This is a genomic window from Streptomyces sp. NPDC003016, from assembly GCF_053591455.1.
Genome location: NZ_JBSFTV010000004.1, coordinates 137,261 through 155,816, shown reverse-complemented (window position 1 = coordinate 155,816; position 18,556 = coordinate 137,261). Strand labels below are relative to the sequence as shown.

The window sequence follows — 18,556 nt, the reverse complement described above, 5'->3', positions numbered from 1 at the left end:
GCAGCCTCCTGCGTAGGCCGGACCCCGACTGGTTAGGCTCCAGGACGTGAGCAGGCTCCAGGTCGTCAGCGGCAAAGGCGGTACCGGAAAGACCACGGTGGCCGCGGCACTCGCGCTCGCCCTCGCGACGGAGGGCAAACGCGCCCTCCTCGTGGAGGTCGAGGGCAGGCAGGGAATCGCGCAGCTCTTCGAGACGGAAGCGCTTCCGTACGAAGAGCGCAAGATCGCTGTCGCACCGGGCGGCGGGGAGGTGTACGCCCTCGCGATAGACGCCGAACGCGCGCTTCTCGACTACCTCCAGATGTTCTACAAACTCGGAGGAGCCGGCCGGGCGCTCAGGAAGCTCGGCGCGATCGACTTCGCGACCACCATCGCACCGGGCCTCAGGGACGTGCTGCTGACCGGCAAGGCGTGCGAGGCGGTCCGCCGCCGGGACAAGCAGAACCGTTACGCGTACGACTACGTCGTGATGGACGCACCGCCCACCGGCCGCATCACGCGCTTCCTCAACGTGAACGACGAGGTGGCGGGACTGGCCAGGTTCGGCCCGATACACAACCAGGCCCAGGCCGTCATGCGCGTCCTCAAGTCACCGGAGACCGCGGTCCACTTGGTGACGCTGCTGGAGGAGATGCCGGTCCAGGAGACCGCCGACGGCATCGCCGAGCTGCGCGCCGCCGAGCTGCCCGTCGGCAACGTCATCGTGAACATGGTCCGGCCCCACCACCTCGACGAGGACGCGCTGCACGCCGCGGCCGGTGAGCGGCGCACCGACGTCGCCAGGGCGCTCTCACGGGCCGGACTGGGCGGCGCGCGCCGCGGCGGTCTCGCCGAGCGCCTCGTCGACCCGCTCCTCGAACAGGCCGCGGAGCACGCGCAACGCGTCGAGCTGGAGCGCGAGCAGCGCGCCGTACTGGCCCGGCTGGATCTGACGGCGTACGAACTGCCGCTGCTCGGCGGGGGCATGGACCTCGCCGGGCTCTACCGGCTGGCGAAGGAACTGCGGAACCGGATCGCCCCTGGGGGAACTGCATGACCGCGAACGCGACGGACACGAGGGACGCGATGGACGCGGCGCCCGTGCTGGCCATCGACCCGCTGCTCGACGACCCGGCCACCCGCATCATCGTGTGCTGCGGGTCGGGCGGCGTCGGCAAGACGACGACCGCGGCGGCCCTGGGGGTACGGGCGGCCGAGCGCGGCCGGAAGGTCGTCGTCCTCACCATCGACCCGGCCCGCAGGCTCGCCCAGTCCATGGGCATCGACGCGCTGGACAACACCCCGCGCCGGGTGAAGGGCATAGACGAGTCGGCCGGCGGCGAGCTCTCCGCGATGATGCTCGACATGAAGCGGACCTTCGACGAGATCGTCGAGGCGCACGCGGACGCGGAGCGGTCCCGCGCGATCCTGGAGAACCCCTTCTACCAGTCCCTGTCGGCCGGTTTCGCGGGCACGCAGGAGTACATGGCGATGGAGAAGCTGGGCCAGCTGCGGGCGCGCGACGAGTGGGACCTGATCGTCGTCGACACCCCGCCGAGCCGGTCCGCCCTCGACTTCCTCGACGCGCCGAAGCGGCTCGGGTCGTTCCTGGACGGCAAGTTCATCCGGGTGCTGATGGCGCCCGCGAAGGTGGGCGGCCGGGCCGGGATGAAGTTCCTCAACGTCGGCATGTCGATGATGACGGGCACTCTCAGCAAGCTGATGGGTGGCCAGCTGCTGGGCGACGTGCAGACGTTCGTGGCCGCCATGGACACCATGTTCGGCGGCTTCCGCACGCGTGCGGACGCGACGTACCGGCTGCTCCAGGCGCCCGGCACGGCGTTCCTGGTGGTCGCCGCGCCGGAACGGGACGCCCTGCGCGAGGCCGCGTACTTCGTCGAACGGCTGGCGGCGGAGGAGATGCCGCTCGCCGGACTCGTACTCAACCGGGTTCACGGCAGCGGCGCTTCTCAGCTCTCGGCCGAGCGGGCGCTTGCCGCCGCGGAAAATCTTGACGAGGGCCGCATTGTGGATCAGGAGGCCGGGAAGGCTGGTACTCGTGACTCCTCGGCCACCTCTCCCGACGCGGAAGTCGATGACGAAACCCATCCCGGAATCGCACCGGACCCCACCCAGGACCACGGCCCCGGCGACACCTCCAGCAGTGACACCCCCAGCAGTGACACCCTCAGTGGCGACACCCACCGCGCCGTGGAGCAGTTGACGGCGGGTCTGCTGCGCCTGCATGCCGAGCGCATGCACGTCCTCGCGCGCGAACAACGCACGCGTGACCGCTTCACCGCACTCCACCCCGAGGTGGCGGTGGCCGAAGTGGCCGCCCTCCCGGGCGACGTGCATGACCTGGTGGGACTCCGGGCCATCGCTGACCGGCTCGCCGCCGGTGAGGCCGCCGAGCCTGCTGGGGCCGTCCGGTCGGACTAACCCACAGCCGCGTACTCGATGTACGCCCCGGTCTCGTCGTCCTCGACCAGGATGCCCGTACTGCGCTCGTACTCAGTACGAGCGGTCTCAAGGAGCCGGCGCCAGGAAGTGACGGTGGGGCGCCGGCGCAGAAGTGCGCGCCGCTCCCGTTCCGTCATGCCGCCCCACACGCCGAACTCGACGCGGTTGTCCAGCGCGTCGGCCAGGCACTCGGTCCGCACCGGACATCCGGTGCACACCGCCTTGGCTCTGTTCTGTGCTGCTCCTTGTACGAACAGTTCATCCGGATCGGTAGTGCGGCAGGCTGCCTGCGCACTCCAGTCGGTTACCCAGCCCATACCGGCGCCGTCCTCTCCCGAATCGAGGCTCCCCCACGGCGACAGCGGCATATTCACCGCTGCCAGTTGAGGACGTTACGGAAGGTAGGCACAGCGCAACACCCCCTTCGGGCCCAATCTTGAATGGCCCGAACGGACTATGCGTAAGCGACAGATCACCCGACGGAGTGATGCGAGGGCATACGTAACCAACCCGGCAAAGCGGGGGAGTTCGGCCCTGCCACAGCGGAAACCACGTGACGCATGAGGCGGAATCGGACATGTGTGTGCCTCATTCCGGAGCTGACGGAATTTGACACCGGCGATGTCAGGGGGCTTGATGCGAAACCGCACTGCTGTGACAGTTGGGAGCAGCTTAGGCCAAGGCCTATACGCGTGTCCGGCGAATGAGAACGTAGGCTGCCCCCATGCCAAAAAAGCGCTCGGGCGGGGGTCTCACCAAGGCCCAGCAGGCCGCCAAATTCATCGGTGTCGCCGCGCTCTCCGGAGCCGTGCTGGCGGGCATCGCGCTGCCGGCGGCCGGAGCGCTGGGTCTCGCGGCCAAGGGGACGGTCGAGGGATTCGACGAGATTCCCGCGAACCTCAAGACGCCGCCGCTGAGCCAGCGCACCACCATCCTCGACGCGCAGGGCGGACCCATCGCCACGGTCTACTCGCGTGACCGCACCGTCGTGGACCTGAAGGACATCTCCCCGTACATGCAGAAGGCGATCATCGCGATCGAGGACGCGCGCTTCTACGAGCACGGGGCGATCGACCTCAAGGGTGTGCTGCGCGCGGCCAACCGCAACGCCCAGACGGGCGGCGTCTCGGAGGGGGCGTCGACCCTCACCCAGCAGTACGTCAAGAACGTCTTCGTCGAGGAGGCCGGTGACGACCGCTCCAAGGTCCTCCAGGCCACCCAGCAGACGATCGGCCGCAAGGTCCGCGAACTCAAGTACGCGATCCAGGTCGAGGAGGAGCTGGGCAAGAACAAGATCCTCGAGAACTACCTCAACATCACCTTCTTCGGGCAGCAGGCGTACGGCGTCGAGTCCGCGTCCAAGCGCTACTTCAGCAAGTCCGCCAAGGACCTCAAGCTGGAGGAGGCCGCACTGCTGGCCGGCATCGTGCAGTCGCCGGCCCGCTACGACCCGGTCAACGACTCCGAAGAGGCGACCAGGCGGCGCAACACCGTGCTCCAGCGCATGGCCGACGTCCGCGCCGTCCCGCAGGCCGAGATCGACCGGGCGATGGCCACCCCGCTCGAGCTGAACGTCAGCCGGCCCAAGAACGGCTGCATCACCGCCGTCAGCGGCGCGGGCTTCTTCTGCGACTACGTGCGCCAGGTCTTCCTGTCCGACCCGGTCTTCGGGAAGACCAAGGAGGACCGGATCAAGGTCTGGAACAAGGGCGGCCTGAAGATCCGTACGACGCTGGACCCGCAGGCACAGCAGTCGGTGCAGGCGTCGATCAAGAACCACGTCTACCAGTCCGACAAGGTCGCGACGGCCGTCACGCTCGTCGAGCCCGGCAGCGGCAAGGTCCTCGGCATGGGCCAGTCCAGGCCGTACGGATTCGGCAGCAACGAGACGACGATCAACTTCTCCGCCGACAGCAAAATGGGCGGATCGGCCTACGGCTTCCCGACCGGCTCGACCTTCAAGCCGTTCGTGGCGGCCGCGGCCCTGGAGCAGGGCATCCCGCCGACGAAGACCTACTCGTCGCCGTTCGAGATGGACTACCCGACGGTGCAGACCTGCGACAGCAGGCCCTGGGTCAACGTCAACGGCGAGCGGGTGCCGAACGAGTCCGAGTCCGAGGTGGGCCCGTACCCGTTGCAGGAGGCGATGGCCCTCTCGGTCAACACCTACTTCATCCAGATGATCGAGGACATCGGCATCTGTCCGGTGACGAAGATGGCCGGCAAGCTCGGCGTCGTCACGGCCGACGGACAGAAGCTGAAGGAAGTGCCCGCGATCTCGCTGGGTACGGAGGGCATGTCCCCGCTGACGATGGCGAACGCGTACGCGACCTTCGCCAACCGCGGCACGTACTGCACTCCGGTCTTCATCGAGGCGGTCACCACCGCGCAGGGCAAGAGCCTGCCGGTGCCCAAGTCGTCCTGCTCGCGGGCGATGTCCGAGAAGACCGCCGACACCATCAACACCCTGCTCCAGGGCGTGGTCGACTCCGGCACCGGCCAGGAGGCCGGGCTCACCAGCCGCGACAACGCCGGCAAGACGGGTACGACGGACAGCCGCCACAACGCCTGGTTCGTCGGCTACACGCCGAACCTGTCCGGCGCGGTCTGGGTCGGCGCGGCCGGCGCCGAGCAGGTCTCGATGGAGAACATCACCATCGGCGGCGTCTACCACCCGAAGGTCTACGGCGGCCAGGTCCCGGGTCCGATCTGGAAGGACGCGATGAGCGGCGCGCTGGACGGCAAGCCGGCGCCCGGTTTCAACACCGTCCACATCCCGAAGCCCGACAAGGGCAAGGACAAGGACGAGCGGGACGAGGGCGACGACGACAACAAGCCCGGCGACAGCAGGCCCGGCGACGGCGACGGCGACGGTGGCCGGGGCAACGGTGGCGGCCGGGGCGGGAACGGGCCGTAGACAGCGGCGTCACATACGGCGGAAGGGGCGCCCGGTGGTCTTCACCGGGCGCCCCTTCCGCCGTACCGCGCCTGTGTACGGGTGCGTACGGCGTGCTCAGCCCGCCAGGAGCTTCTTGACCGCGGCCGCGACCCGGCCGCCCTCGGCGCGGCCCGCCACCTTCGGGTTCACGATCTTCATGACCGCGCCCATCGCGCGCGGCCCCTCGGCGCCCGCGGCCTTCGCCTCTTCGACCGCCTGCCCGACGACGGCGTCCAGCTCGTCGTCGCTCAGCTGCTGCGGCAGGTACGCGTCGAGGATCTTGCCCTCCGCCAGCTCACGCTCGGCCGACTCGGTCCGGCCGCCCTGGGTGAAGGCATCGGCCGCCTCGCGGCGCTTCTTCGCCTCCCTGGCGATCACCTTCTGCACCTCGTCGTCGGAGAGCTCGCGCGCCGTCTTGCCGCCGACCTCTTCCTTGGTGATCGCGGTGAGGGTCAGCCGGAGCGTGGACGAGGTCAGCTCGTCGCGCGCCCTGATGGCGGCGGTGAGGTCTTCCTGGAGCTTGGACTTGAGCGTGGTCATGGGCCAAGTGTGGCAGGTACGCACCGGCTGACGCCCACCGATTTCGCGCGCCCGGGCCGTCTGCGACGATGGACACATGCGCGCACGTTACGGGGTACCCCTGAAAGTCACCGCAGGAATCACGGCCGTTGGCGCGGCCGGCCTCGCCTACGCCGCCGGATTCGAGGCCCGCTCGTTCCGGCTCCGCCGGGTGACCGTGCCCGTACTCCCGCCGGGGGCCCCGCCCCTGCGCGTACTCCAGGTCTCGGACATCCACATGGTGAGCGGGCAGCGCAAGAAGCAGCGCTGGCTCCAGTCGCTGGCCGGCCTGCGTCCCGACTTCGTCGTCAACACGGGCGACAACCTCTCCGACCCGGAGGGCGTGCCGGAGGTGCTGGACGCGCTCGGCCCGCTGATGGAGTTCCCGGGGGTCTACGTCTTCGGTTCCAACGACTACTACGGCCCCAAGCTCCGCAACCCCGCGCGCTACCTCATCGAGAAGGTCCAGGGCAAGCACGGCCTGAACGGCAACGCACCGGCCGTCGGCGTCGTGCACAACCCGTGGGAGCGGCTGCGCGACGGCTTCGACGCGGCGGGCTGGGTGAACCTCACCAACACCCGGGGCCGGCTCAAGCTCGGCGGGCTCGACGGCATGGAGATCGCCTTCACCGGCGTCGACGACCCGCACATCAAGCGGGACAGGTACACCGAGGTCGCCGGCGGCCCGGACCGCTCGGCCGACCTCTCCATCGGCGTGGTCCACGCCCCGTACCTGCGCTCGCTCGACTCCTTCACCGGCGACGGCTACCCGCTGATCCTGGCCGGCCACACGCACGGCGGCCAGCTCTGCATCCCCTTCTACGGGGCCCTGGTCACCAACTGCGACATCGACACGGACCGGGCGAAGGGCCTCTCGACGCACTCCGCCGAGGGCCGGCGCGCCTACCTCCACGTCTCGGCGGGCTGCGGCACCAACCGCTACACCCCGGTCCGCTTCGCGTGCCCGCCGGAGGCGACCCTGCTGACGCTCGTGGCGCGCCCCTGAGGGAGCGGACCCGCCGCGGGGCGACGCCGGACGGCACCACCCGCATGATCACCGGCCTGCGGCCCGGCCTGCGAGGCCGCAAAACCGGATTTCGCCTCCGGGCGTGCGTCCGCTAAAGTAATCGATGTCGCCGCAACGCGCGCGACAATCGGGGTGTAGCGCAGCTTGGCAGCGCGCTTCGTTCGGGACGAAGAGGTCGTGGGTTCAAATCCCGCCACCCCGACAGCTGAAACACCAGGTCAGGCCCGGTCTCCTTCATCGGAGACCGGGTCTGATTTGTTTTTCTGAGCGCCTGGGGAGTGGCTGGGGAGTGGATCAAGGAAATTCGCTCCCCGGAGACCGCCTACCGACGTGCTCGCAGACGCTCCTGCAAGAGGTGGTTGAGCACCGCCACCGGAGACGTCGGGCACATCGCCAGCCGAGCATCGAGCGATGCTTCCCACACGGCGGTGAGGTTCGCCATCAGGTCCTCGCGCATCTGCCGAGTGATGTGCGAGTAGCGGGCCTGCACCGATCCGTCGATGTGCCCCATGCGCTCATCCATCAGCTTCGGCGGAGTACGGAACCCCTCCATCAGCGTCTTGTGCGTGTGACGCAGCCCGTGAGGCGTCAGCCCCTTCGCGATGGGCACCCAGCACGCCTCTGCCCGCGCTTGTGCCCCTCTCCCCCGAGCCGGGACACCGGGCCACGGGTCGGCGAGCACGGGCACGGGCCGCGCTTCCTGCGGTGCCTTCTTCGGGTACCAGCCCGTCGCAGCGGGCTGGAACAACCAGGTCGCGAATCCATTCCGGCGCCAGTGCGCCGCAGTCTCCCCCGACGAGCCGCCACGGACGTAGCCGAGTTCCGCTATCGCGATCTCGACTCTGATGCGCGTCGGCTCGGCGACGGAGGCCGGCCGGTTCAGCACGTTCGAGACCGTTCCCGTCGAGACACCAGCGCGGCGAGCGACGTCGACCAGCTTCGCGCCCACTTGCCGGGCCGCGTCGTTGGCCGGGCCCAGGCCACGGAACACGTACGTGAGTCCGTGGCACTGGCAAGGCTTCGGCTTGGTCCGTGCGATCTGGCCAGCGACCAAGCCAGACAGCCACGCGGGGGTGTCAACGGTCCGATACGAGTCGTCCTTTGGCGGGCAGCGGTGCAGCTCGCCCGTGTCCAGCTCGTAGAGCTGCCATTCCACCCGCACCGATGCGGGGCGTACGAACTCGGTTTCCAGGCCGACGATTTCACCCCAGCGCTTACCGGTGTAGCCCTTTAGGACCGTGGCCACGAACTCGTCGTCGCGGCCGGACAGCAGCGATGCCCGCTCGGCAACAAGCAGGATGCCGAGGGCGTCGGTCACCACCTTTTCGGGGCCTCGGTTCCGAGAGCGTCCGGCGCGCTTGCCCCGGCCCCGCCGCTTGCTTGCAGGGTTGGCATCCCGAAGCCCCTCATCCACCGCATCAGCGAGGATGAGATGCAGCGTGCCGCGCCAGGTCTTCACACTGGACGCTGCGTAGAGCGCCCTCTCCTTCTTCTCCCAGGCACCGATGTCCGTGGATTGGATATCGGCAATGGCCTTCGCTTCGAACTCAGGGAGAAGGTGCTCCTCGATGTGCCGCTTGTAGTTCTGCATGGTGGACGCGGCCAGGTCCTGCGCCGCGTACCAACGGTTCACGTACTCGCCGAAGGTCTCCTTTCCGGCGTTCGGGTCGCGCCAGCCAACCTGCCTGACCTTGGCTTCGTGGTCGTTCGCCGCCTTCGCAGCGTCGCGCTTGGTGCTGTAGCGCACCGTGGCGCCATTGGGGTCAACGACGGTGCGGAGTACACCGGGCGCGATCCAGTACCGAGCGCGGTAGTAGTCGCCGCGTTTCTCTCCGAAGCCCATTACTTCCTTCCCTCTTGTTGGTTCACGCCGCTGACGCCGAAGAGTCTGAGCGGACTGCCCGACGCGGGCGCTTCGCTCGGAGGCCGGCAGTCGGCGCAGGCTGCTTCGTACGGCGGCGTTGCGGGGCGGCCCCCTCTTCAGTCGCTGGCCCCTGGTTCCGGAGCGGGCGCTCCTCAAGGACGCAGATGATCTCTGCGAAGTGCTCCGCCGTGAAGCGGTAGCCACCGCCGCTCCTTACGAACGGGATCCGGCGACGACGCGCCTGCTCCTTCACCCACCACTCGGAACAGCCGAGAGCTTCGGCGACCTCTGCGGGACGGAACAGGTGCGGCAGCGCGACCGGAGCGGCGCCGCGACGGCTGTGACTGGTCATGCCCGCCTCCCGTTCGCGGGACGGTTAGCCGCCGCAGAAACCGCAGAATCCGCAGAAACCCGGGATTGCGGGTTTGAACTGCGGCGATGCAGCGCACGGCTGGGTGCCGCAAAAATCGCGAGAATCGCCGCAGAAATAGGCGTCGTGGGCCGTGCCGGGGTGGGGCCTGAGGACCGCTGGGATTTGTGCGGGACTTTCGGCGATTTTTGCGGCAGCCCCCGCGCAGGGAGCTGGTTGGGGCTTCGCCGCTGGTCAGCGGCGGTGCCCGGGGATTTTTGCGTATTCTGCGGTTTCTGCGGGCGGATTCCTGTGCGCGGGGCCTTGGAGGTGCTCATGTCCGGCCCTCCCTCAGGTGGGGGTGGACGAGGTAGCGGGGGGCCGGGGGGCGTCCGCGTTTGCCGGTGCGGGGCGGGGTGTCGCTGCGGATGTAGCCGTGTTCCTCCAGCAGTGCGACGGTCGGTTCGAGGTCGGCGACGGTGGGGAATTCGGAGCGGGACAGCTTGGCGAACAGGTCGCGGCGGGTGACGCTCTCCCATTGGTTGGCCGCGAGGACGTCGAGCAGGCTGCGGGCGCGGGCCTGGGTGGCGTCGGCGCCCATGAGGTCGAAGACGGTCAGGGCGTGGGCGGTGAAGTAGTCGGCGACCTCGATTGCGGCGGCCATGGTCGCTTCGCTGATGGGCTTGCCGTAGCCGTCTTCGAGGTGGTCGGCGAGGTGGAGGAGTCCGGCGATGCGGGCGGTGGCGCCGATGAGCTTGCCCGCCCACTTGCCGACGTGTCCCAGGCGCCCGCCCCTGGCGCGGAGCTGCGGCTCAAGGCGCTTGTCGAACGCGATGAGGGCCGCGTCAGCCTGGGGTGTGAGCTGGATGACGGCGGGGTCGGTCCAGTCGGCCAGCGACAGCGTCAGCGCGGTGACGCTGTTCTCGTAGCGGGCTGCGACCTCTTCGGGTACCGGGTCAGGGTTGATCTTGCGGTAGCCGACCAGGGATTCGGGCAGCGAGTACAGGAAGCGGGCCAGCAGTCCGCGTCCGTCGAATCCGCGGTTCTTGCCGATGTCTTCGAGCACAGCGGGCTGAACGGCGAGGCCCATCGTGAGCGCGGGGGCTTCGATGTACTCCTCTCGGCTGCGGCGGTCCACGCGCAGCCGGTCGCCTGCGTGGCCCTTGAGGAAGACCTCCATGTTGGGGGTGCCGGAGTAGCGTCCGGCGATGATGTCGAAGATGCCGCCCTCGGCCGACATGACCGCGAGCCTGCCGCCCTGGTCGGCCAGCAGTGTGGCGATGACCTCGGGGGTGGCGTCGTCGGCCAAGAGGCGGGGGCGAGCGGGCACTTTGAGGGATTCGGCAGCTTGGGCCAGCCCGATGGCTTCGGCCACCAGCCCGTCTTTCTCGGGGCCTTCGGCAGACGCTGCCTTGGTTGCGGCCTTGTCGGCGGCTTCCTGGGCCATCTTCGCGGTGAGTTCGGCTTCCACGATCCGCCCGGACGCCTCGGCGACCATGAGCGCTTCGGAGTGGTAGAGCGGGTTCGTCATCGCCACGAACACTGCCGACTTCCGGTTGGCCGGACCGAGCGCGACGACGACGAATAGGTTCGTGGGCTCGCGCCAGCGTCCGCGCACCTGCACGACCGCACGACCGCCGGCCGCTGTCGCCAGGACCGAGAGCGCCAGGGCCCCGGCCATGTCAGGCGGAGTCTGGGTTTCCTCGGCGACGGCGGCGACGTAGTCCGCGAGCCAGCCCGGCAGAGCACGGACGGGGAAGGGCGGGAGCTCGGGCTGGGCGTTGAGCGGGATCGGCTCCGGCCATACCCCGGGCACGGTTTCCGCCCCGAGCGCCAGCGCTTCGCGCAGGTCGTCGTCCGTGGCGTCCGGCGACATTCCGGCCTGCACGATGCGGGTGCCCGCTTCGATGCTGCGGCGGCGCTGAGCCTTGCCGTGGACGATCTCGGCGTAGTAGGCGGCGTTGGCGGTGGTGGGGACCGCCTGCACGAGGGTGAACAGGTACTGCCTGCCGCCGACCCTGCTGAGGTCGCCGACCTGGTCGAGGTAGTGGCCAAGGGTGATCGGGTCCACGGGCTGGCCCTGCCCGTGCTGGGTGAGGATCGCGCGGTGGATCGTCTCGTGGGCCGGGCGGTAGTGGTCGGCGGGGTCCATCGCGGCGCTCACCTCGGCGATGACGTCGGGGGCGAGCATCAGGGAGCCGACGACGGCCTGTTCGGCTTCCAGGTCGTGAGGCGGCACGCGCTCCATGCCGGTGGCGGCGGGGCCGCGCAGGGGCACCACGGTGCCGTACTGCTCCGGGGCGGGTTCAGGTGTCATGCTGGGGGTCTCCTGTTCTGTCTTCGGGCAGGGCGGGGAGACCGGGGGCGGCGGTGTGTCCTTGCACGGGAGTGCCGCCGCCCTCGGGCGTTCATCGGGTCAGGTCATGCACCAGCCGGAATCGCAGCCGGGGCAGGCTGCGGCGACTCACGCGGCGTCCTCCTTCTCTGCGGCCGTCGCGGCGGCCATGTCATCGAGCTGCAAGAGCAGTTCGCCGAGGTGCTGGAGGGTGATCTCGCGGGTGTAGGGCATGGACCAGCGTCCGCAGCCCAGCCGTACGGTCACGACCTCGTCGGGGTTGATGTCCATCTCAGTTCTCCTTGGTGATCTCGATGGCGGGGAGTTCGGGCAGTCCGGCGCGGGTGAGTGCGCTGGGGTCGAAGCCGGGGAGCGCTTCGCGGTGGATGAGGGCCTGGGCGAGGGCCTGGGCGTAGGCGGCGCCTTCGCGGGCGACTTCGATCTGTGCTCCGGCGCGCAGGGCTTCGACGCGCTCGACGTGGCCGTGTTCCTCGCGCCGCACGGCGGTCTGCCGCTCGTGGGCGAGGCTCTCGCGTCGGTCGGTGCGCCAGTACCGGCCCGTGATGGCGTACGCGACGGTGGTGGCCAGTGCCCACAGCAGCAGCGGCAGCGGCAGGCCATCGGCGTATCCGGCGACCCCGGCGAGGGCGAGGCCACCGGAGGCGGCGAACGCGGTACCGGCGATGACGGAGTCCCCGGCTCGTCCGGCGGAGGCGAAAGCGCCGGCCGTTGCGGCCCCGGCAGCGAGCACGACCATCAAGGCCGCGTTGCCCACGGAGTGTTCGGCGCCGTTGGCGTTCCAGATCCTGCCGAGGATCAGCACAGTGGAGGTGGCGACGGCGGGTGCCGCTTTGGGTGCGGCGAGGACGAGCCAGTGGCGGGCGACGATCGGTTCGCTCATCACGGCCTCCCCTACAGGTCGCTGAGGGCGTTGACGACGGCGGTGGTGAGTTCGTTCATCGGCTCGGACGCTCCGGTGGAGGCGAGGTAGAAGCCGAACATCATGGCGACGAACGCGGAGCCGTAGCCGAGGGACTTGGAGCGGAGGAGGAAGAACAGGACGAGTCCGAACAGGGCGACGAGGGAGATGGTGATGGCCACGGTGGAATCTCGCTTTCGGTGGGCGAGGAGGGCTGGTTAAGATCCGCAGGTCCCCGGGCGCTGGCCAGTTTGGGGACTTGACCGGCGACCGCGCCCGCCTAGCTCCTGCACGGAGCGGGGTCCGTCTCATGACGGGCGGTCGCCGGTCGTTCTGTGTTTGCGTGGTCAGCGGGTGCCGTCGCGGTGGATGCGGGCGGCGACGTTGAACAGATGGCGGCCGACGCGTATGCGCTTGCGGTCGCCACGGCAGCGGCGGCAGGTCTTGCCGGGCCGGAGCTTGCCGCGCCGGTCCTTCTTGAGCGCGTAGCCGAAGCCACGGCACTTGCGGCAGTTGCCGAACGGGCTGGCCGCACACAGCCCGCCATAACAGAGCGTGATGGCGAGCAAGCAGGCGATAGCGAGGAGGACAGGGGGCATGAAGGGCCTCCAGGGGCGGCTTTCAGGGGTTTCCGCAGGTGGGCCGCTATGCGCTAGCTACCTGATCAGGGCCCGTATGGGCCGCTATCGGGGCTGCTATCGATAGCGGGTCGGCCCGCTATCGATAGCAGCCCCGGGCGGTCAGCTCGCGTCCCGGTTTCGGTTACGCTCCGCTACTGCGGTGGTGATGTCGTCACGCTTGATTCCGCGCTTGTTGACGAACTTGCCGTCGATGCGGCGCCCGACCTGCCCGGTGGCGATGCCGTAGGGCTTGAGGGCTGCGGTCAGGTGCGCAGTCTGCTCCTCGCCGCTCATGCGCGCCCAGTCGCCGTAGCGCTCGGGCCGCAGCTCCGCGAGGCGCTCCACGATCGTCTCGTTCCACACCTTGGCCTCATCGGCGGGCATGACCGCGAGGATGTCGGCCAGCAGGGTGTCCGCGACCTTCTCCTTTTTCGGCGCGTCGAGGTCGGGAAGTGTGCCGGCCGCCGCGCGGGCGGCCTTGGCGCGCTCGCAGATCTTGTCGGCGGTGGCGTTGTCGATGTAGTAGGAGCGGACGATCTGCGGGTTCGGCCCCGCCCCGACCAGGTAGCCGATGCCCAGGTCTTCGGCGGTGAACGAGGTGGCGCGGATGCCGTTCTTGTACATCGAGGTCCCCAGGACCATGTCGTTCTCGGGCTGGCCCATGACCTGAAGGCAGAAGCGGATGCCGACGTTGGCGCTGATGGCCTTGGGCAGGCTGTCGGCGTCCGGGCGCTGGGTGCCGAGCAGCAGGATCACGCCCAGTGCGCGGCCCCGCTTGATGATGGCGGTGGCCAGTTCGGCGGCCTTCTTGCCAAACTTCTCGTGGGTGAAGACTTCCTGGCACTCGTCGATGGACATCACCAGCGGGTGCAGGCCCAGCGACTTCTTCGCGGCGAGGGCTGGGGTGACCTTGTTCTCCGGGCAGATGTCCTTGGGCAGCTTGTTGATGACCCGAGCCCGTCGGTCCAGCTCGCCGTAGACGTACTCCATGGCCTCCACGCAGCCCTCGACCGTGGCGTCATCTCCAGGGCCCGACCCATACGAGTGAGAGATGGGCTGGAAGGAGGAGAAGTCGCCGGTGCCCTTGAACTCCCAGGTGTGCAGCTCAGCGGTCGGGTCCATGGCTGCAGCCAGCAGCAGGATGCGCAGGGCGAACGTCTTGCCGCGGCCCGGCATGGCGCCGGTCAGGAAGTTCGCGTACATCAGGTCGAAGCCGACCTGCCGGCCGCGCGGGTCCGTTCCGTACGGGACGGGCTTGAACAGCGAAGCGGTACCGGTCTTGAGCAGCGGCCACGAAGGCTGCGGGGCGCGGGCCATGTCCTGATCCCCCACCCACAGCATCACCCGCCCCGGGTGCTCCCCGGGCACGGGCTCAGGCCACACGCAGCCCAGCGACTTGCGCAGACCCGAGGCGAGCCGTTCCCGCCGGTCCAGCACATCGGACACGGTCACCCCGTACGGGAGATCGAGGTCGGCGCGCCAGCCCTTGCCGTCCCGCTGGATCGGGGCCTTGAACTCGATACCCGGCTTGCCCTTGGCCGCCTGCTTGTTGATCTCCGCGATACCGAGAGCGGCGAACGCCCGGGCCACGATGTCCGAGGTCAGGCGCTGCACCTGCGGCAGGTCCACCGCACGCGTGATGACCGGCGCATCCTCCGGCCGCCCCACATGCCCCAGAGCCAGCAGCAGCGCGCTGACCGACACGGCCTGAAGCCACCCGGGGGCCAGCACATACAGGGCAAGGGCAGCGCCCATACCGATCAGCGAGGCGAGTACGGCAACCAGGGTCCGCAGCCGCACCCGCGCGTCACGCTGCCGGGACAGCTTGAGGTAGGTGGCGGCGTCCTCCTTCTCCACCGCCGCCAGCCGAACCGGCTCACCCTCCTTGTCGGCAACCCACCGCAGGGTGCCACCGACGAACTTGGCGCCCCCACGCGGCGACAGCAGCGCGAGACGGGCCGCGTAGACCGGGGAGCGGAAGGCGTGATACCCAGCCTTGTGGCCGTAGTGCCCAGCCACCCAACCGGTGGCGGCCTTGAGCTCGGCCGTGGACTTCAGCCACATCGGGACGACCGGGCGGCGCTTGGCGCCCTTGATGCGGTCCATGAATCCGGGCCCCGCCGGGGCCGGTCCATCCACCACCACCCGAGCCGACCCAGCAGCCGACCGCGTCGGGGCCGGGTCGCCCGACTCGCCAGCCGACTCCTTCGGGGTCACGTCGGCCGACTCGCTCGCGTTGGAGTCGGCCGACTGGGTACGGGCCGACCGTGCCTTGTCGAGGTCGACCACATCCGCCCCGGAGTCGGGTCCGGGGGTGGCGGCCATGTCGGCTTCGAGTCGGTTGAACAGTTCGCTTTCGTCGTCGTGATTCACTGACGATTCCTTCCGGATACGGGAGGAGCGGCGGGGCCCGGACGCTGTCCTTGGCCGGTCGTGACCGGGCCCCGCGCGCTCAGAAAAGGGACGGTGGTTCTTCGCTCTGTTCCTCAAGGGCCGCCGCCCTCGCGGCGGCGTTGACCCGGTCGACGCAGCGAGGGCACCAGGCCCGCAGGTGCTTCGCCTCGCTCACGTCCGCGTCGGCGGTGGTGCCGGTCGGCTGCTTCGGCGCGATCACCAGGCGGGTGAGGTGGTTGTGGCTCTCGCGGCACATCCCGCCCCGGGTGTGCGTACGGCCACAGGCGCCCTCGCACTGGCAGCGCCAGTCGGCCGCATCCATCACCGCGTTGAACAGCTCCGCGCCTGCGATCGGGGAGCGCACGGCTCACGCCGCCAGCAGGTACGGGAAGTGCGTGATGGGGCCGATCATGCCGCCACCGCCGTCGCGGGCTCCGGGTCGGTGACCGGCAGCGGGCCGTAGCCGTGGACCTCGATCTACACCCCGTCCCACTCCGTCTCGGCGCGGAGCGAGGCGGCCGTGGGCAGCAGCGCGTGCGTCACGTCCTCGGGGAGGATGCCCAGGGCTTCGCGCCATGCCTCGAAGTCGGCCAGCCCCTCGTGCACGCTGATCACGATCACGGGGCCGAACTCGTCCGGCCGGTAAGTGGTCCGGACCATCACATCCGTGACGGGGAGGTACCCGAACCCCCCGGACATCTCAGCGAGGGTGTGAACGGCGGACTCCAGTCGGCTCAGATTCTCAGCGCTCATGCTGCTTCTCCCTCTTTCTGGTCACTCTCGGACTGGTCGAGTCCATCGCTATCGCTCTGGTCGTCGGTGGGGGGTTCGGGGCGGAAGCGGGCCGCCTCAGCGCGTTCCGCCTTGAGTGCGTCGCGCAGCATCCGGGCGTTGGCCTGGGAGGTGTGAACGGCCTTGCGGATCGCGTCCGCGTTCAGGTCCGCATCGGCCCAGCCAGCGGTGGCGGTGCGTGCGTCCGCGAGCAGTTCCTCCGGCGTGCGGACCGCCTTCGCCTTCGCGGTCTTGCGCGGGGCCCGCGGCTTGCGCTCCGGCGCCTTGGGCGGCTGTGCATCGGCGGGCGGCAGCTCCCGTAGCGGCTCCTCATCAGGCGCAGTGGCCGGGGTGAGGTCGCCCATCTTCAAGAGGACCCGGGTGCGGTGCGGGGTGCGGCGGCGCCACTGACGGCCGTGCACTTCCCGGAGCTCCGCGCGGGCCAACTGCCGCTGCTGTTCGCGCTGAAGGGCTTCGCTGTAGGAGGTGATTTCCCACAGCGTCATCCGCCGCCACAGCGCGAACGTCGATACCGGGGCGAGCAGCCAGCGGGAGCGGCGGATCTTCTCCATCCGCGTCCCCGTCACTGCCCCGATGCGGACGGCGTAGATGTGGGCGGCGATCTCGGAGAACACCACCCATAGCAGCGGCATCGTGCCGTGCGCGAGCTTCGCCGACATGCCATGTCCGGCCGCGATGTTGAGCCAGCACGTCACGCCCGTGAGAATCCACGGCACGAAGCGCACCCAGGCGAGCGGCATGTTCATCCGGATCAACATCAGGTTGGCCACGGTGAACGCGGGAATCGCCGCGTCGATGCCGACTGGCAGCATCCACGGCTGACCGAAGCCCCACCGTTCAGCAGCCGACGACACCGCGTCGAACGACGACGCCAGCCCCAGCGCACCGACCCCGGCGGCGGCCAGCGCGCCGATGCCCATCAGCCCCATCTCGCCCCGCTTCAGCGGCGGGGCCCCTTCGGCTGTGGTGGTCACGGCATGCTCCCTTCCGGGCCGGTGGTGTGGTGGGTGCCGCGTCGGCCGGCGCGTCGGCCGTTGACCGTTGCCCGGATCGGGCTGAGGTGTTCGGTGAGGGAGCAGCCACCGCCGTTGCGCTTGGCCGTGTACATGGCCTCATCCGCCCGCCGCAGCAGCGCCGTCAGCTCCGGGCCCTCGTTGGCGTAGACAGCGACCGCACCGACGGACGCGCCCACCGCGAGCGAGCCGCCCTCGAACGGGACGGGCCGCGTCAGCGACCGGGCCAGGTCATCGGTGAGCCGCTCCAGCTCCGCGCGATCACGGACCTTGGTGGCGGCGGCGAACTCATCCCCGCCGAACCGGGCCACGATCCGGTTGTTGATGAGCCCCCAGCTCCGCAGCCGCTCAGCGGTCGCGGTCAGGACCGCATCACCGGCGGCATGCCCGTGGGTGTCGTTGACCTGCTTGAAGCCGTCCAGGTCGATCATGTAGACCGCACTCTGGCCACGCGCCACGGCCCGGCCAGCGCGCTCGGTGAACGCGTCGCGGGTCAGCAGACCGGTCAGCGGATCGCGCCGGGCAGCCTCGATCCGGCGACGCATCCACAGGCTGTGCACAGACCATCCGGCCGTGAGCGGAAGCGCTGCGGCCAGTGCCGTCATGGTGTGACTCATGCCGCAACCCCCGAAGCGCGCGAGCCGCTACGGCGACGGGCGGGCGGCGGCGTAAGCGGGATGACGTTCAGCAGGTTCGGCGCCTGGGCCTCGATCGTCTCCACGGCGAGGCGCGTCACGGTGTCGAACAGGCTCGGGTCGTCGGCGAGGATATCGCGGGCCGCGTCCAGACGGGCCGCGCGCTCCATCTCGCTCTCACCCTCCACCCCGAGCCACAGCTCCAGCGGGGTACCGAGAGCCAGTTCAAGGCGGTCGTCGTCGGTGACGACCTGATGGCCAGCGATGAAAGACTTCATGGGATTGCTCTCCTGATCTCAAGCGGGCGGGGAGATCCGGAGCGGCGGCGATGTCCTTTGCACGGGAGTGCCACCGCTCCGGCAGGTCGAAAGGGCTGAACGTGCAGCCAGCCCCATAGGTAGAGCGCGAGCTATCCGGCTCCCCTCAGCCCCGCCCGTACGAGACGGGCGGAGGAGGCAACCGGCCGCAGCGGTGAAAGCGCTACGAATGGGCTGTGGCGCGAGAGCTGCACCGGACTAGGGCCGGGGCCCTCTGGCGCGGCGGTCCTGCGGTAAGGGCTTCACTGGCGGGCCGTTGCCACGGCGCTCCAGTCCCGAGCCTGGGAATCGGGCGCGTCATCGTCACTGCTCTGACGCCAGCAGGGCGGCGCACGCGGGGTGGCACCCCGAGG

Annotated in this window: 19 protein-coding genes, 1 tRNA gene and 1 pseudogene; 5 read left to right on the top strand and 16 right to left on the bottom strand. The window is 69.6% G+C overall.

Features of this window, described 5'->3' with window-relative positions:
• Positions 1-46: 46 nt before the first annotated feature.
• On the top strand, positions 47-1,036 hold the full coding sequence (locus ACWDZ4_RS04890; protein ID WP_451507026.1) for an ArsA family ATPase: 990 nt from the start codon (positions 47-49) through the stop codon (positions 1,034-1,036).
• Positions 1,033-2,421, top strand: a complete 1,389-nt coding sequence (locus ACWDZ4_RS04885) for an ArsA family ATPase (RefSeq protein ID WP_451507025.1) — start codon at positions 1,033-1,035, stop codon at positions 2,419-2,421. Before ACWDZ4_RS04890 ends, ACWDZ4_RS04885 begins: the two co-directional genes overlap by 4 nt.
• Here the strand turns inward: ACWDZ4_RS04885 and ACWDZ4_RS04880 are convergent.
• Positions 2,418-2,759, bottom strand: coding sequence for a WhiB family transcriptional regulator (locus ACWDZ4_RS04880; RefSeq protein ID WP_344489015.1), 342 nt, complete (start codon positions 2,757-2,759; stop codon positions 2,418-2,420). The genes ACWDZ4_RS04885 and ACWDZ4_RS04880 overlap by 4 nt on opposite strands.
• A gap of 407 nt (positions 2,760-3,166) precedes the next feature.
• Here ACWDZ4_RS04880 and ACWDZ4_RS04875 point away from each other — a divergent pair, with 407 nt between their 5' ends.
• A complete protein-coding gene (locus ACWDZ4_RS04875) occupies positions 3,167-5,359 on the top strand; it encodes a transglycosylase domain-containing protein (RefSeq protein WP_451507024.1) in 2,193 nt (730 codons plus the stop codon).
• A 96-nt stretch (positions 5,360-5,455) separates the two neighbouring features.
• Here the strand turns inward: ACWDZ4_RS04875 and ACWDZ4_RS04870 are convergent, their stop codons facing one another.
• Positions 5,456-5,920 (bottom strand): GatB/YqeY domain-containing protein, encoded by a 465-nt coding sequence (locus tag ACWDZ4_RS04870; RefSeq protein WP_451507023.1) that lies wholly within the window; start codon positions 5,918-5,920, stop codon positions 5,456-5,458.
• Between the two features lie 76 nt (positions 5,921-5,996).
• Between ACWDZ4_RS04870 and ACWDZ4_RS04865 the strand changes: the two genes are divergently transcribed.
• Both ACWDZ4_RS04865 and ACWDZ4_RS04860 read left to right on the top strand, forming a co-directional pair.
• Positions 5,997-6,944, top strand: a complete 948-nt coding sequence (locus tag ACWDZ4_RS04865) for a metallophosphoesterase (RefSeq protein ID WP_451507022.1) — start codon at positions 5,997-5,999, stop codon at positions 6,942-6,944.
• Between the two features lie 149 nt (positions 6,945-7,093).
• Positions 7,094-7,167 (top strand) — tRNA-Pro (locus ACWDZ4_RS04860).
• A gap of 120 nt (positions 7,168-7,287) precedes the next feature.
• Here the strand turns inward: ACWDZ4_RS04860 and ACWDZ4_RS04855 are convergent.
• The 14 genes and pseudogenes from ACWDZ4_RS04855 to ACWDZ4_RS04790 form a co-directional block, all read right to left on the bottom strand.
• A complete protein-coding gene (locus tag ACWDZ4_RS04855) occupies positions 7,288-8,808 on the bottom strand; it encodes a LacI family DNA-binding transcriptional regulator (protein WP_451507021.1) in 1,521 nt (506 codons plus the stop codon).
• Positions 8,809-8,830: 22 nt separating this feature from the next.
• Complete coding sequence (locus tag ACWDZ4_RS04850; RefSeq protein ID WP_451507020.1) at positions 8,831-9,181, bottom strand: helix-turn-helix domain-containing protein; 351 nt, start codon at positions 9,179-9,181, stop codon at positions 8,831-8,833.
• A 331-nt stretch (positions 9,182-9,512) separates the two neighbouring features.
• Positions 9,513-11,054, bottom strand: a complete 1,542-nt coding sequence (locus tag ACWDZ4_RS04845; RefSeq protein WP_451507100.1) for a YfjI family protein — start codon at positions 11,052-11,054, stop codon at positions 9,513-9,515.
• 69 nt (positions 11,055-11,123) lie between these two features.
• Positions 11,124-11,426, bottom strand: a pseudogene (locus ACWDZ4_RS04840) (DnaB-like helicase N-terminal domain-containing protein); the annotation flags it as partial.
• Positions 11,427-11,642: 216 nt separating this feature from the next.
• Positions 11,643-11,804 (bottom strand): hypothetical protein, encoded by a 162-nt coding sequence (locus ACWDZ4_RS04835; protein ID WP_451507019.1) that lies wholly within the window; start codon positions 11,802-11,804, stop codon positions 11,643-11,645.
• A 1-nt stretch (position 11,805) separates the two neighbouring features.
• Complete coding sequence (locus ACWDZ4_RS04830; RefSeq protein ID WP_451507018.1) at positions 11,806-12,414, bottom strand: hypothetical protein; 609 nt, start codon at positions 12,412-12,414, stop codon at positions 11,806-11,808.
• An 11-nt stretch (positions 12,415-12,425) separates the two neighbouring features.
• Positions 12,426-12,614: a hypothetical protein gene (locus ACWDZ4_RS04825; protein WP_451507017.1), complete on the bottom strand. Its 189-nt coding sequence runs from the start codon at positions 12,612-12,614 to the stop codon at positions 12,426-12,428.
• Positions 12,615-12,779: 165 nt separating this feature from the next.
• Positions 12,780-13,031, bottom strand: a complete 252-nt coding sequence (locus ACWDZ4_RS04820) for a hypothetical protein (RefSeq protein WP_451507016.1) — start codon at positions 13,029-13,031, stop codon at positions 12,780-12,782.
• Between the two features lie 141 nt (positions 13,032-13,172).
• On the bottom strand, positions 13,173-15,425 hold the full coding sequence (locus ACWDZ4_RS04815; protein WP_451507015.1) for a cell division protein FtsK: 2,253 nt from the start codon (positions 15,423-15,425) through the stop codon (positions 13,173-13,175).
• Between the two features lie 79 nt (positions 15,426-15,504).
• Entirely contained in the window at positions 15,505-15,810 is a 306-nt protein-coding gene (locus ACWDZ4_RS04810) for a hypothetical protein (RefSeq protein WP_451507014.1), read from the bottom strand.
• A 113-nt stretch (positions 15,811-15,923) separates the two neighbouring features.
• Positions 15,924-16,199, bottom strand: coding sequence for a hypothetical protein (locus ACWDZ4_RS04805; RefSeq protein ID WP_451507013.1), 276 nt, complete (start codon positions 16,197-16,199; stop codon positions 15,924-15,926).
• On the bottom strand, positions 16,196-17,212 hold the full coding sequence (locus ACWDZ4_RS04800) for a DUF2637 domain-containing protein (protein ID WP_451507012.1): 1,017 nt from the start codon (positions 17,210-17,212) through the stop codon (positions 16,196-16,198). The genes ACWDZ4_RS04805 and ACWDZ4_RS04800 overlap by 4 nt, the downstream gene beginning before the upstream one ends.
• Entirely contained in the window at positions 17,209-17,868 is a 660-nt protein-coding gene (locus ACWDZ4_RS04795; RefSeq protein WP_451507011.1) for a GGDEF domain-containing protein, read from the bottom strand. The genes ACWDZ4_RS04800 and ACWDZ4_RS04795 overlap by 4 nt, the downstream gene beginning before the upstream one ends.
• A complete protein-coding gene (locus ACWDZ4_RS04790; RefSeq protein WP_355253313.1) occupies positions 17,865-18,164 on the bottom strand; it encodes a hypothetical protein in 300 nt (99 codons plus the stop codon). The genes ACWDZ4_RS04795 and ACWDZ4_RS04790 overlap by 4 nt, the downstream gene beginning before the upstream one ends.
• Positions 18,165-18,556 lie beyond the last annotated feature (392 nt).